Origin of the sequence: Metamycoplasma hyosynoviae (assembly GCF_004365165.1) — a bacterium.
Taxonomy (GTDB): Bacteria; Bacillota_I; Bacilli_A; order Mycoplasmatales; family Metamycoplasmataceae; genus Metamycoplasma; species Metamycoplasma hyosynoviae.
Window position 1 is genome coordinate 166,813 of sequence record NZ_SOCH01000003.1, and the last position, 15,505, is coordinate 182,317.

Below are 15,505 nucleotides of genomic sequence, written 5' to 3' on the forward strand. Positions count from 1 at the left end.
TATTTGTTGAAGAACAATAATAGTTTTGAAATAAGATAAAAATTTTGTTTTCGGGACTATATGTCGGGATTTTTTTTAGGACTTTATACATATAAAAAACGCGATTAAAGATTCAATCGCGTTAATTATTATTTTAAATTGATTATATTGTGTAGTTGATTATAGGTGTTCCATTACCATCATCACCTATTTCTCACATAGAAACTAAGAATGTTTTTAATGTTTCTAGCACGGTATCAAGTTGTCTATAAAATCTCGCACCTAGATTTTCATCTACTCATTTGTTAGTGTCTAGATCACTATGTCAAATGTCACCAGCTATAGCTATATCTTTTCTTGTTATGCCTTCAGGTCAATCATAAACTTCAAGTAATCCACCATTTAATGTTCTTTTTACAAGTTGCATATTTTTACCATTTTTAAGTACTCATGCTTTTGGATTTGTAGTTTGAGCATAGCCATCATATGAACCAGTTTTTGAAAATATTGCAAAGTTAGTTGATTCAATATATGCTACAGGTAATTTAGCTTTATTATAGAATGGGAAGTGGTCTGATCAATCTCCTGTTTCACCCGCACCATATTGAGTTGGACTAAATTGTGGGTGAATTTCAAGTTCTTGAGCAGAATCATTTAATTTTTGACTTCTTAATTTTGAAAGTGAGTGTAGTTGATCACGAATTGTTGTTGATAAATTACCACTTGCCGAACCTAAGTTTGGATCTTGTTTTGTATTTGGTGAGTGAACATACATTTTGTCTCCACCTGAAACTGTATCCATATTTATCATACCTAATGAGCTTGCTAGAAGCTCATTAGTTTCTTTATTGCCTTGGATATTCGAAATCAAGAATTGTTCAACAAATGCTTGCGATCCCATAACACCAATTTCTTCTGCATCAACAAATACTAGGTGTAATCTAACTCCTAAATTATCTCTATTTTTAGGATCTGAAAAGTATTTTAAAAGTGATAGGTTTACTGAAACTCCTGAACCATTATCAGTAGCGCCTCATGACACACCCTTAGGTCCAACATTATTTGTTGAGTCAAAGTGTGAGACAATATAGAAATCTTTTACTTCTAATGTTTTGCCATCTTTAGTTTTGGTTACTTTTTCAGAAGGATTAATTGTTACTACAATATTAGTTCCAATATTGTTAGTATTAATTACTTGTCCTTTTGTACCACCTAATTGATATAAGAAACCTTGTGAGATGAAACCATCTTTTTTGATGTGTTCTTTCATTTCTTTTACAATTGGTTGGTCATCAGAATAAACTGTTATAGTTTTTTCTCCATCTTCTAAATTAGCTATTCTTGTTCCTGTTTCGGCAGTAATAGCTGTAGCTTCTACTTTATTTTGCTTAGGATATTTTATTATATTGCCGGTATGGTCTTTATAACCCATATCAGCAATGGTTTTTCTTAAATATTGGAATGCTCTATAGCTTCCATATATATTAACTTTTTTATCCACATTAGCATCTTCTAATGGATAATATGGTTGTAGCACTTCTGATGTTAGTTCTTTTCCTGCTGGAAGTTTTATACCTTTGTGTGCTTTTAGAGAGCCATCTGCATTAAATTCGGCTTCTAGACTTTCTTTTTTAAAATTATTTAAATTTCCGGTCTTCCTCCCATGAGTTGTATTTATGAAAGACTGAAATTGTTTATATACTTCCAAATCTTTTGGCAATGCTTTGCTTCCGCATTGAACTGAAATGGTTGCAATTGGGGCTAAAATAGATGCAATTGCTAATGGTGAAACAATTGCTATAATCTTCTGTTTTTTCATATATTGTGAGATTTTTTTTCCTTTGTCTGCGATAAAGTATTTTTTTGCGACTATAAAAATTATATATTTAATACCGCCAAATAAGTGTTATTTGTTAGTCAATGCAATTATTATTTAATTGAAAAAGTTCGAAAAAATTAATAATATAATTTATTTTACATTAACAAATTGTATGCCACATCAAAAGAAAAATATATATTTAAAAAAGCCTTCTTTAAAGAAAATTGCCTTATTTTCACTACCACTTATTGCTATAAGTACATCTTTTTTGTTTTCAGTATCTTGCAAAAATCCTAATGCTGATTTATTTTCAGATGAAAAACCAGGTGAAGATGTTAATCGTGATGAGGGACTAATTGGTGAAGAATTAGCACAAAAAGTTAGAGAAGTTATTGAAAATGCTGCTTTTAAAATGACAGATTTTGCTAAAAAAGAATACCAAATATTAAAATCTTCTACTCAAAAAGATAAATATATTCAAGATTTATGAGAAAAAATAAAAGTTTGATTTAAAGATTCTAAAGATAGTTTAGGACGATATGTATTTTATGCAGAAAGTTTATCACATCCTGATTTTAGTAAATATTTAGATGTTTATATTCCTAATTTACGTTATTTTGCTGGCAATCACATAGTGTATTGCTATTTTGATTGAAATGCTGAAAAAAGAAATATTTACTATTATTTTAAAATTAGATGTTTGGATGGAAAGCAAACCGAAGGAAGTGGTAAAGTCTTTTTAGATTTAGGAAAAGATTTAGAAGAATAGGAAAAATTACAATATGAAAAAAATAAATTTTTTTGCTCTTTCTATTCTTCCATCAGTTTGTTTTATTCCTTTGCTTTCGAAAAAATGCAATAACACTATCAAAGTCCAAATCGATGAAAATATCATCACAAGAAAATATTTAAAACGTTTGACACTTCATCAAATAATAAATTTGCATAATATAACTCCTTTTTTATTTATCATAGGAAAAAGTCAAGAAAAGAAATATCTTGAAGGACTTTTGCCTAGTGCTAATGGAAATTTGTTATTGGATAAAAATAATAAAAGATATACATTAGATTTTGAATTTCGCAAACCTTGAAATCAAATAATTTCAAATTATAATAATATTAAAGTAGTGCAAGATAATAAAAATTCAAATGAATTTTCCGCTCTTTTTACAGAGTATAAATTTGAAGATATTAAAAAATATGATGGATATAATGCTAGTTGGTTTTATTTTTTAAGTGGATTGGCAAAAAAAGATTATTACAGAATAGGCGATCCTTATTTTTTTGATTTTCAAACAATTATATTTAGACTAGTAGAAGACATCAAGATAAATAAAGGCCTTGTAAATAATCACAATATTGTTAATAAAAAAGGTGAAGCTGTGTTTTTAAATAATATATTTAAAAACCAATATATTCAAGCAGTTACTTGACTTACACAAGAAGCAAATATATTCCGTGAAACATTTTTTAAGTTTTTAGTCTTATATTTAAATAAATTTAATTTAAACATTAAAGAAATTAAAGTTAATTGACTTAAAACTGAAATTAAACCTGATAAAAGTTCTACTTTTGATTTTGTTTCATTTAAATTGAGTGAAATAATTGATTTTAATAACAAAAATATAATTACTGATGAAATAAAAAATAAAACTTTTTATATTGATAATTTTAGAAACTATCAAACAAATTTAAAATTTGGAATAGGACAAAAAGGTCTTCAAGAAAAACTTCCTCTTTTTAATGATTATGTACAAAATCCTATTTTAAAAATTAAAAGTACATCTTTTTTAGATGTACAAGATAACATCAATAATTTTATTAAAGTTTATCAAAATATTGATTATTGAAATTCAAAAGGACTGGTTTATTTATTTACTAAATTTAAAGATAAGCTGCTTTTCCTTGATGTTCCTAAAATATATAAAGATGTTGATGAAAAATATGAAATTGAAGATGTTCAATTTACTAATTATTTTGACACTGATCAAATTATTAAATTAATAATTAAAGTAATTAAAAAATCAGGTGAAGAAAAACGCTATGTTCTTTTAAGCCAAAATTTTGATGACCATGGGCATTTATTAAAAGGACTTATTTTAAAAAATCTTTCAGTTGATAAACTCAAAAGCACCGATTTTTTCACTTTCCGTGAAAATATACAAAAAGCACCAAAAGGTATTTTGCTAGATGATTTTATCGATGAAAATGATTCTTCCAAACCATTTGCATCACTTGTAAAAGAAGCGATTTTAAAAATGAATACAAAATGAAAAAATCGGAATTTAGTGAATGCAGAATCTCTTTCAAAAGATAATGATGATTTATTAATGTTAACTGCTCATTTAAATAATTATTTATTAGCTTATGCTCTTGAAAATGAAGAAGAAAAAATTCATACTGGAATTAAGAAAATTGAGCTTGATGAAATTAAAGGCAACAATAACGGAACATTAGAACTAACCTTTAATTTCTATAAGTTTTTAAATGAAAAAGATTTAGATTTCAAAACCAAAAACGAAACTCCTTTTTATAAACTCAAAATACAAATTAATGGTTTTTTAAATTATTCAGGTTCAGAGCCAAATGGTTTTAAAGTTTTAGAAAAGAGGAAAATATAATATGAAAAAGCTTTTATTTTCTTCTATGCTTTTAGCTTCAACTACTTTTATTACAACAATAAGTTGTAAAAACATAAAACCAGTTGAAAATAATAATGTCGTTAATAGTGAAACTAATCAATATTTTCAACAAAAATTTGTAAATAAAGCATTAGAAATTAAAAAAATAATGCGTGAATTTAATGAAAAATACTATTTATTTTTTCAAGAATATAGCAATCTTGCAACTTTATTTAGCGAATTAATTGTAGAACAATCTATAGAAGTTTTAAAATCAAACCTACAAAAATACTATGATTTAAACTTTAATATAGAAAATGCTAATATTGAACCTTTTTCAAAATCGTTATTTAAATTAAATTGATTAATTAAAACTATTATTTCACGTCTTTCAGATTTAAATTTTTATTTAGAAAATAATGATTTTGATAAAAATCCTACAAAATTAGAGGATGCTAAAATAGAAATTGATAAATCATATGATGAATTTATTGTTAATAAAAACTATGATTTAAAAATTTTTGAAGAAGAAACCCCGCCCCCTCTTTTAAATGTTATTAAACTTTTAAAAGATGTCCTTGAAGAAATTAAACAAGGTAAAAGTGAAGGCAAATTATTGAAATTTTATGGTGATTATAAAAATGCTAAGCAAAATATATATGATAATGTTAATCACATTGATTTAGACAAAAATTTCAATATAATTTTTACAATCTTAAATGAAGATACAAATTATTCAATCATTGAAAAATTTTTAAAATTATTGGCATAAAAAGGCAATTTATGAAACTAAAAACACTACTAATTACCACGTCATTAGTTCCTACTATGTTAATTTTACCTATTTCTTTAAAATGCAATAACACTAAAAATTCTAATGATAGTAATTTGCGTCTTTCTAGTTCTCAACTTCAAGAAATTCAAAATGCTTTTATATTCAAAACAAAAAATAATTCACCTTTTTCATATCAACATGCAAACGAAATGGAAAAGTTAATAAATAAATATAAAAAAAATGGCTTTGCATTATGCAAAGATGAAGTATTTAAAAAATACTTTGAATTTGAATATCCTGATATTTCAAAAATAAGTAGTGTACATATTATGGAAATTAATTTTTCTATAAATATAGAAACCAAACTTCCACAATGTAACTATAAAGTTATTTGTCTTGAAAGAGAAAATGCTGTTGAAGCTGATACATTCATTCCTTTAGATCATTAATTTTTAATAAATAAATTTAAAAGCAAAATAAAAGCATTTATCACAAAAATTTATTATTTTGATATCCTTCAAAATTTTTTAATTGAGTCAAAATTTTATTATAAACATCTTTAAAGGTTGCAGGTGGATAATTATTGTTATTTAATAGACGAATAATGTCTGATTCTAAATTTGCTATTATATTTTCTTTTGAAGATCAATCTGTGTATTTAGTTTTACTATCTACTATTTCTTTAATTTTTTTTGCTAATCCCACAATATCTTGATCTTTATATTCAAATCCATATTTGTCACGAATATCAATTAAAATATCATAAAATGTTGCTTCATCAAATTCAATTTTTAGTTTAGTGTATTTCTCATTATCTTTCTTCAAATCTTCAAAAATCTTTTCAGCTTCTTGACTTAAAGAATCAATAAATTTATTAAATATATCATCAGTTGAAATTATTTTTTGTTCATCACGATTATTATATTTATCAATTAATTTTCTCATTCTCTTAGAAAATTCTTCAGCTTTATATATATTTCTTCTTGAATATCTATCAATAGTTTCTTTTAAATATTTTAAAAGAATTTTAAACTTAGTGTTTCTATGTTTAATTTTTTCAATTTCTTTTAGATATTTATCACTAAATATTTCTGTTTCAGTAATTTGTTTTTCATCATTATTTTCTAATGCTGCAATGCATTCATCAACAAGTTTTTTTACCTCTAAATTCATTCTTTCAGAATCAGGTGTATCTTCTTTATTTAATTTCATAATTGTACTTCTAACAGAACAATAAAAATGTAATTTAAACATTTGAGAATCAGTAATACGCGAATCGCCAACACAAACATCAAATGCTTTTTTTAATTTTTGAACTAACATAACAAATTCAGTTTCTCGTTTTTTACTAATTTGAATAAATTCAATAGCTTTATTTAGTATTAATAATCTATCAATATTATTACTGGTTTCAAATAATGAATAATCAAATCCTTTCATTAATTTTTCAACATTAGCCATTTGTTCTTTAAAAATAGCATATGATGATTCTATTTCTGAAATAGGATTTATATCATCACTATAAAATTGCATTGCTTCAGAAAGTGAATTTTCGATACCTATATAATCAACAACTAAACCTTTATCTTTTCCTTCAAATACACGATTTACACGAGAAATAGTTTGAATCAAACTATGTTTTTCAAGTGGTTTATCAATATACATCGTATCCAAACATTCGCAGTCAAATCCTGTAATTCACATATCAACAACTATTACAATTTTTAAATTAGAATTTTCATCTTTGAATAATGTTGCTAAATCTTTATTTTGTGCATCTTCTAAAGCGTTGTATAGTTCTTCTTCATCATTTGAAGTTCGTGTTGCAATAAATTTGATCATTTCAACAGGCATTAATCTATTTAATTGTTCAGCAGAAAATTTTGATGCATCTTCTTGTGTTTTTTTCTTGATATTTCACTCTGGTCTTTTTTCAATAATTTTTTTGTAAACTTTAAAAGCTATTTTTCTATCATAACAAACAAACATAGCTTTACCCTTTACAGTTGCTGCTTCTTTTATTCTTAATTCATAGTGTTTAATAAAATGTTCAACAATTGAATCTAATCGAGAATCATTATCAATGATAGTGCGAACTGTAGCTACTTCCTTTATTGAATTATTTATTTCAAATTTATTAGTACCTATTTCTAATTGCTTTTCATAATATTTATCAACAATAGCTAATTTTTTTTCATCAAGTTTTAATTCCAAAGGTCCCGAAAGTAAACTAATACCAACAGTTGATCCATCATCAACAGCTTGTTTCATTTTATATGATGCTATAACAGGGCCAAAAGCTTTAATAGTTGCATCAATTGGAGTTCCAGTAAACCCTATAAAAGTTGCATTTGGGAAAGCATTTCTTAAATTTTTTGCAAATCCATAGTGTTTTTTTATACCATCTTTTTCAATTTTCAATGTAGCATCTAAATTTACTTGTGTTCTATGTGCTTCATCAGAAATACAAAAAATATTATTTCTATTGCTTAATAATTTTATATTTTCATCAAATTTTTGAATAGTCATTAAAAATATGCCACCACTAGTAATACCATTAAGTTTTTCATACAATTTTTCTCTTGTGGCAATTTTCATAGTGTTATTATCGATTAAATACTCTTTAGATGATTCAAATATTTTAGATAATTGATCATCTAAATCATTTCTATCTGTCAATAATAAAACTGTAGGTGACTTAAGTTCTTTTTCTGTGGTTAATCTTTTTGTTAAAAATAGCATTGTGTAAGATTTTCCACATCCAGTAGCCCCAAAATAAGTGCCACCTTTGTTCCTGTTTTTATTATTCTTATTATTATTCATAATATTTTCAAATAATAATTCAGCAGCATAATATTGAGAATATTTAGGGAGGATCATTAAATCATTTTTTGAAGAATCAGGAAAGTATATATAATGGTGAATTAAATTTAATAAAGTTTTATGTTTGAATAGACCAGAAACCATAGATAATAAACTTTCTATTCCATCTTTGCTATATTTTTTTCCATCAGTTGATTTTCAAGGAAAATAATGTTCAAAATCCGCGAATAATGAACCATATTTAGTATTTACACCATCAGAAATAACTGAAATAAATGAAAATCTCATAAGATTTTCAATGTTTTTAGCATATTTATCACAAAGTTGTTCGTATGCATTACGAAGTTTAGTGTTAGTATTACTTGGGTTTTTTAGTTCAATAGTAGATACAGGTATACCATTAATAAAAACAACTATATCAAGAATACATTTCTTTTGACCTTTAACTTCAAATTGGTTCACAATTTTGAATATATTATTTTCTACATTTTCATAATCAAAATATTGAATAAATTCATTTTGCAAATTATATTTGCTTCTATTAAGAACACATCCTTTTCTAAGTTTGTTTAAAGTTAATTTCATTGTTGAGTATAATGAAATGCCTTTAGAAGATAAAAGATCATAAATAATATTGTCAATTTCTTCTTCTTTTAAATTTAATTGTTTATATCTTTTTAATAAATATTCCTTAAAATCATTAATAAGCAATATTTCAATATTCTCTCTATGAATATTACGACCATATTCATAAATATAATTTTCTTTCTCAAAAAGTTCTATGACTGTTCTCTCAAAATTATTTTCTAAATACTTTCATTCTAACACTTATTTACCACCTTGTGATTCTAAAATTGATCCTCTAATTAAAATAGGACAAATTGAAGAAATTTTTGATTTTAAAATTAACGCACATTTTTCTCTGCTGTTTATTGCATTCAAAATATTTACAATATTATTTTGAATTTTTATATTAGGAATGCAAATTTTAACCTCTGACATTAAATCAAAACTAAACATATTCCTTACACTATTAATTGAATAAAATTCAGTTAATCTCGAAAATTCAGTTCTTTTTAATCACATCATTAAATAATCTGGATTAAGTATATTTTCATCTTTAACTTTAAATACAACATAAATTGGTGAACATGCAGCATAGTCATTTTCTTTATAAATACATACACAGCTAAAATCAATTGGACTATATACAATATTATTTTTTCCAAATACATTGTAATTTTCCAATTTATTTATTTTTTGTTTTGGCAAAATAAAACCATTTTGGCTTATTCCCAAAAATTTTTTAATTTTTTTATCTTTATTTTTGATTTTAATTTCTTGTATATATTTTCCAATTTCTTCTTGTCCATATTTTTTTCGCAAAGATTCTATATATCCTTGACATACAAGTTTTAAATCATCAATTCCCTTTTCATAAGAGCGAAGATTTGATAACATTGTTTCATAAATGGAAACATATTTTTTTTGAATTTCTACAGAAGGGATTTCGAATTCGATATTGCAAAAATCATCTCAATTAAATGTTTCTCTTGCAGAACCTCAAGAATTAAATCTTGCATACCTATCAAAATCAGAACGATTAAAAAACATCATTAAATATCTTGATAATAATTTACTATTATCTTTTATTCTGAAAACTGGATTTATCGATGAAATAATACAATCAGAATCATCATTATAAGCTATACTAATTTTGTTTCCATTTCTAGATGTAACATAAGAATAAGTAAATCAATTGTGTTTAAGAACTTTATAAGACTTTAAATCTAAATTTCTTGTATTAGCTTTGGTTGGTGTTAATACTTTTTTTATTGATATACCTTTTAATACATCAATACCATATTTGCCATCTATGTTTCGAACATCAACCAATTCAATATAGTCTCCCAATCTACTCAATGCCATATCCAATACCTTCAAAAGCTTCTTTCAATTGTTCTTGAATTTTCTTTTCTTCTTTTAATAATTGTTTCATCTCTTTTTGAATACGACTCATTTCTTTTGGAAAATCAATTTCCAAATCATGATCAATAAATTCAATATATTTAGAAGGTATTAATGATCATAGAGAATCATTGTCAGACACACTAATATTAGTTCCATTTTCTTTTTGTTTTTTATCTGTTATACCATTTCTAATTTCATTAATATTACAACTTTGACAAAATTCAGGAACATCTTTATAAACCGATTTTCATTCTATGGATTGCCAAGCATTCAAAGTCTTTTTCACTAATTTCATATCAGCATCATCTAACATTTTATATCCTTCAGAAGACTGATATCCCATTTTTCTTAAATCCATAAATAATATTTCATTAGTTCTATTTCGAAGCAACACTTCTTCCCCATCTTGAAATACATTTCTACTATTTTTATTATTATTCATAATTCATAAGGTTACAGAAATATCTGTATAGTAAAACATTTCTCTTGGGAGAATTATTATTGCTTCTATTTTGTCATTTTTAATTAAATTTTCTCTTATTTTAGTGGTATTAGTATCACTTAATGCACCGTTTGCAAGCAAAAATCCAGCAACTCCATTTGCTGACAGTTTAGATAACATATGAAGAATTCAAGCATAGTTAGCATTAGATGCAGGCGGCACACCATATCCTATTCATCTAACATCATTTGTTAAAGCTTTATCACTTCTTCAATTTTTAAGATTGAATGGTGGATTTGCAATAATAAAATCAAATTTTTCATTTTTATGTTGATCGTCGCCAAAAGTATCTGCAGCTTTCTTACCTAAATTTGCAGGAATCCCACGAATACCCAAATTCATTTTTGCAAGTTTTCAAGTATCTGGATTAGATTCTTGACCATACACAGAAATATCATTAATATCTAATTTATGTGCTTCAACAAATTTATATGATTGAACAAACATACCACCTGAACCACAACAAGGATCATATACTCTTCCCTTATAAGGTTCAATTAATGTTGTAATTAAATCAACAATATTATCTGGTGTGTAAAATTCACCTTTTTCATCTGCAGTTTTAATGGCAAATGCATTTAACATATATTGGTATGTTTTTCCAATTAAATCGTTCATCGGATGTTCTTCATCCTCATGAACTTTATCAATTTCATTGATTAGTGAAACAAAATTTGCATCTGGAAGTGTTGATTTACCATAGATTCCTATTGGTAATGCCCCCCCCCCCCGCAATTGTGGGTTAGATTTTTCTAATTCTTCTAGAGCAAAATCAATCAGCATTCCGATTGTGTAATTCTTTTCTACTTCTTTTCCATTTTCTATAATTTTTATTTTCGCTCCTGTTTTTGCATGGTCTTTTATGAAAGATCATCTTGCATATTCAGGAATATAAAATACATTTTTCTCAGCATAGAAAGATGAAAAATTAACAGCAAAATTATCTTTTGAATTTAATAATTCTTCTCTTCTTTTTTCAAATTTAATGGATGCAAATTTTAAGAAAACCAATCCCATTACAAAATACATATAATTTATACCACTCATATTTGAACGAAGCTTATTACATGAATCCATTAAAACTTGTTCAAGTGGTTTCTGTTTATTTTCTTTTTTTGTAGCCATTGTTTTATATCCTCTAGTTATATTCTTTTAATAAGGGTTGAACTATTTTTATAATTCTCACCATTTATTAAAATTAGTTTTTTTGATTGATCAATGTAAAAGTTGTTTATATATAAAATCATTGCGAGTTTATTTATATTTATTTTTAGTAATTATTCATTATATTCTAACCTATATTAACAATAAAATATATCTTTTTTACTAAAAAAATCCTTTATACTATGTGTTTCTAGCAAAGGTAATATTATGTTATTTTTTTAATTAGAGATTATGAAATAAATTAACTTTTTTTACAATAAAAATAGAAAATATTTATCAATCTTATTAAGCAAAATTAGTGATATTTAAAATCTCAATGTTTTTTTCATATGTATCTTTATCTAACAATTTATATTTCTCATTTTTTAAAACTTTAATATTTACATTAGTTTCAATGTTATAGTCATCTTCTGAAAATCCTATTGTTGAAAAAATTAATTGATCAAATTTTTTTGATGATTCAATAATATATTTAAATATCTCTTTTTTCTTATCTTCGTCTGTTTCAGCATTATTAGGACTATCAAGAACCATCGGAAACATTGCACCATTAGGATTAAATTTTTGCTTTAAATCATTAATAGTAAAATATCAAATCAAAGTTACAAGTGGAACACGACTTCCACTTCCAGAAAAATTTTTTGATATTCTATCAAAATTATCATCACCTAATTCTTCTAATTTAAATTTAGATTTCAATTTACTAATCAATGTTTTATAAGCAATGTCAATCGATTTGATTTTATCTTTTACATCATTAATTTCTTTTAATTTATTTAATTTAATATTTAAATTTTCTATCTCTCTGGGGAGGGATATTAAATCTTTTTTAAGATTATTAACTAAATTATTTATTTCTCTAAATTTAAAATATTCTTTAATTTCTATTTCATTTTTACTAATTTTTTTATCATATTCATTTAGCTGTTCAACAAAATTTAAGTATTTTGTTCTATATTTTTCCAAATCTCTTTTTATATCTAAATTCTCATTATCTAAAATATTTTTCATAAAGTGAATATTATCAATATAGTTGTATTTTTTACTCAATATTTTAAATTTATTATTTAAAAGAGAATTGCATTCAATACATTTATTTGTTTTTCAAATATTATTAATATCTTTTTCTGTACTTTTCACATTTTCTGTTATTTGACCAATGATCATTTTTTGTTGAATTAATTGATTTTTTAAATCAATAATTTTGTTTCTTATTTTACTCATTTCACTAATTAAAGATGAATAAGTTTGAGATTCAAGCAAAATTTCATTTTTTAGTTCTTCATAATTTTCAGGACATGAATAATTCACTAAATCTGATTCAAGTTCCTTTTTCATTTTTGTTCGAAATTCAATTTCATATTTTATTTCTTTAATGTTATCTTCTATTTTTTCTTTTTCTTTTATACGTTCGAAATATTTTTTATTATAAATACCCAAATGTGAATAAATAACTGAAAGTTTAAAATTTTCAAATTGTTCAAGATTTTTGAATGATTTAAAATATGAACCTTTATATCAATCTTGATCTATGAAATTGATTAAATAACTATATGCTGGTGGTGCTATATTCAATTTGTTTTCTTTTCTATTTGGGATTCATATTGAAAAATTAAATATTTTTTCTAATGTATTTGCTAATTCTCATCTGTTATTACATTTATACATAAGCTCAATTTTTTCATTAAATATCTTAAATAATTTTTCACTTCTAAAAATTACATAACCTTTGCCATCTACTTCAAGAAACAAAATATATACTTTGCTTTTTTGATCTCATTTTTTAGAAAAATAACAATCAGCTCCTAATGTATGGTATAAACTTCTTAATAAAAGAGATTTTCCTCTTTCATTTCCATTTTTTTCGCTTGATGTAATTACATTAAGCCCCTCTTCAAATTCAGTAAAATATGCTTTTTTTGTTTTTAAATCAAATATATAAATTTTTTTAAATATTATTTTCATTTACTTCTCCACCTCAAGCATATATATGGTAAACTAATAGATATACAACTCTTTTTGTTATTTCTGAATATTCAACTTCAAAATTTTTATCAAATTTTTCTGAAATTATTCTTAAATATGAATTAATATCATTAGTTATAGGATTATTTTTCTCAATGTATTTAAAGATTTCTTTTTCTATTTTCTTTAAAGAAAGATCATTCTGTTTTTGAATTATTTCCGCAAGAGCTATATTGTATTTTCTTTTTTCTGGCATTTTTATTTGTTGACCAATATATTCTCTTGTTTTTTCAATTCATATATCTGATGAATCTATATGTGTATTTAAAAGTTGCTCAAATTCTTCACTAGTAAAACCTTTGTTTTTCTTTGCTTCTTCAAATGTAGAAAAATCACTTTCACAACTTGCTTTTTTTGTTGCAGTTTGATATATTAAATTGAAAAATGCATTAGGATTTGGTATTTCTCCCCTTTCACTTTTAGAAAAGCATTGTACTAATTTACCTAAAATAGTTTCATCATAATTTAGTAAATTAATATTATCATATATATAAAAAACATCATTAAAACATATTGATTTAACTTCCAATTCTTCACATAACATTTTTTCAATATATTCAAGTGCATCTTGATCAAAATCATTGAAACATTGTTCTTTAAATTGATTACGCCTATTTTTTATTTTTAGTCTCACATTAGAAACAATAGCTAATTTTATATTTTGTTCAGGAGAATATAATTTGAGTATTTTTCCTAAAATAGAGTTTTTTTTATTTTTTTGTACTTTACACAACTTATTTAAATTAAAATTACCATCATTTAGCGTTTTAATTTGATAAAATCAAATTCCATTATCATTATGTAACTCTATATCACATTTATAATCAAAAAAAATAGTATAACTTCTTTTTGCTATGTATTCATCTAAAATTTTACCAATGCCTCATAACACTTCTATTTTAAATCTATTTTTTGCAATGCTTCCAGAAGATTCTTTCGGCAAATTCATATAATAATCTTTTCTATCCATAAATTTTTTTGTTTTTTAAAAATTTATCATTAAACTTTCCTAAGTCTATACGCAATTATTTATTATTTAGTTTTATTTATTTCATTACTAAAATTATAAATCAATTTTGCTATGCAATTTATCATATAGATTTTGCTTGTTGTTTCACAATCACAAGAAATTTTCAATTGTAATTTTTTTATTTTTGCTAAATAAGAATGAATAATAATATATTATTCAAAAATAAAGTTCATCACTAAATTTTTTGAAATCTTTACATTTTTTTAATTTTCAAATTCAAAACTTTAATGAACTTCCATTTACTACAATAAAATCATCTTTTTTGTAATTAAAAAACATATTGAAAAGCTCAGGACACTCTTCTGGAGTTTTATTTTCAAATAAAAATTCATCAGAAATATCTGAATTTATAGCAATCCATTTTTTAAAATTTTCTTTTGCTTTTAATGACATTAGAATTGGAAGATAGAAATATGTTCCTTCAAAAAAAATAAATAATAACCCCATAATAGCAATAATTACATTTTTTAAAAGAATTCCAACAATAACAAAAGAGACATTAGTAATAATGATCAACACAAGAATTAAAGTAGTATTGATTATTCAAAACGGTTTTCTTTTCTTATAAAATTCAAGCACATCAACATCAAACTTTACGTTTGATTTTGTATCTTTTTGATTTTCAAGAATTTTCTTTGAATAAGATAGTAAGGTTTTTCAATTGATAAATATTATTATCATTGCATAAGTACTTAAGGTTAAAAGTGTGCCAATGCCCAATCATAAAAAAATTCAAAGAGTATCTAATTTTTTAATTTCATTCATAATTATGATTATTTATCTCACCTCTAGATTT

At 24.2% G+C, this 15,505-nt stretch carries 11 protein-coding genes; 4 read left to right on the plus strand and 7 right to left on the minus strand.

The window, feature by feature from the left end:
- Window positions 1-142 precede the first annotated feature (142 nt).
- Window positions 143-1,798: a M28 family metallopeptidase gene (locus JN03_RS09245; protein WP_036443167.1), complete on the minus strand. Its 1,656-nt coding sequence runs from the start codon at window positions 1,796-1,798 to the stop codon at window positions 143-145.
- A 172-nt stretch (window positions 1,799-1,970) separates the two neighbouring features.
- On the opposite strand from JN03_RS09245, the gene JN03_RS09250 reads away from it, so the two are divergent.
- From JN03_RS09250 to JN03_RS01965, 4 genes are read left to right on the plus strand one after another with little or no spacing between them, the layout of a single operon-like run.
- Window positions 1,971-2,567 carry a hypothetical protein gene (locus tag JN03_RS09250; protein WP_036443170.1) on the plus strand — a complete coding sequence of 199 codons (597 nt, stop codon included), beginning with the start codon at window positions 1,971-1,973 and terminating at the stop codon, window positions 2,565-2,567.
- Between the two features lie 13 nt (window positions 2,568-2,580).
- Window positions 2,581-4,419: an MAG3240 family lipoprotein gene (locus JN03_RS09255; RefSeq protein ID WP_134076614.1), complete on the plus strand. Its 1,839-nt coding sequence runs from the start codon at window positions 2,581-2,583 to the stop codon at window positions 4,417-4,419.
- Between the two features lies 1 nt (window position 4,420).
- Window positions 4,421-5,191 (plus strand): hypothetical protein, encoded by a 771-nt coding sequence (locus tag JN03_RS09260; RefSeq protein ID WP_134076615.1) that lies wholly within the window; start codon window positions 4,421-4,423, stop codon window positions 5,189-5,191.
- Between the two features lie 11 nt (window positions 5,192-5,202).
- Entirely contained in the window at window positions 5,203-5,643 is a 441-nt protein-coding gene (locus tag JN03_RS01965; RefSeq protein ID WP_036441565.1) for a hypothetical protein, read from the plus strand.
- A gap of 37 nt (window positions 5,644-5,680) precedes the next feature.
- Here JN03_RS01965 and JN03_RS09265 read toward each other — a convergent pair whose 3' ends face one another.
- The 6 genes from JN03_RS09265 to JN03_RS09290 all read right to left on the minus strand — a co-directional run bounded on the left by JN03_RS09265 (window position 5,681) and on the right by JN03_RS09290 (window position 15,474).
- Window positions 5,681-8,845 (minus strand): type I restriction endonuclease subunit R, encoded by a 3,165-nt coding sequence (locus JN03_RS09265; protein WP_051599322.1) that lies wholly within the window; start codon window positions 8,843-8,845, stop codon window positions 5,681-5,683.
- Window positions 8,846-9,946, minus strand: a complete 1,101-nt coding sequence (locus tag JN03_RS09270; RefSeq protein WP_036441573.1) for a restriction endonuclease subunit S — start codon at window positions 9,944-9,946, stop codon at window positions 8,846-8,848.
- Window positions 9,933-11,615, minus strand: coding sequence for a class I SAM-dependent DNA methyltransferase (locus tag JN03_RS09275; RefSeq protein ID WP_134076616.1), 1,683 nt, complete (start codon window positions 11,613-11,615; stop codon window positions 9,933-9,935). The genes JN03_RS09270 and JN03_RS09275 overlap by 14 nt, the downstream gene beginning before the upstream one ends.
- Before the next feature lie 324 nt (window positions 11,616-11,939).
- On the minus strand, window positions 11,940-13,619 hold the full coding sequence (locus tag JN03_RS09280) for a coiled-coil domain-containing protein (RefSeq protein ID WP_036441022.1): 1,680 nt from the start codon (window positions 13,617-13,619) through the stop codon (window positions 11,940-11,942).
- On the minus strand, window positions 13,603-14,649 hold the full coding sequence (locus tag JN03_RS09285) for a dsDNA nuclease domain-containing protein (protein WP_036441025.1): 1,047 nt from the start codon (window positions 14,647-14,649) through the stop codon (window positions 13,603-13,605). Before JN03_RS09285 ends, JN03_RS09280 begins: the two co-directional genes overlap by 17 nt.
- Before the next feature lie 93 nt (window positions 14,650-14,742).
- Entirely contained in the window at window positions 14,743-15,474 is a 732-nt protein-coding gene (locus tag JN03_RS09290) for an MAG0920 family protein (protein WP_036441027.1), read from the minus strand.
- Window positions 15,475-15,505: the final 31 nt, after the last annotated feature.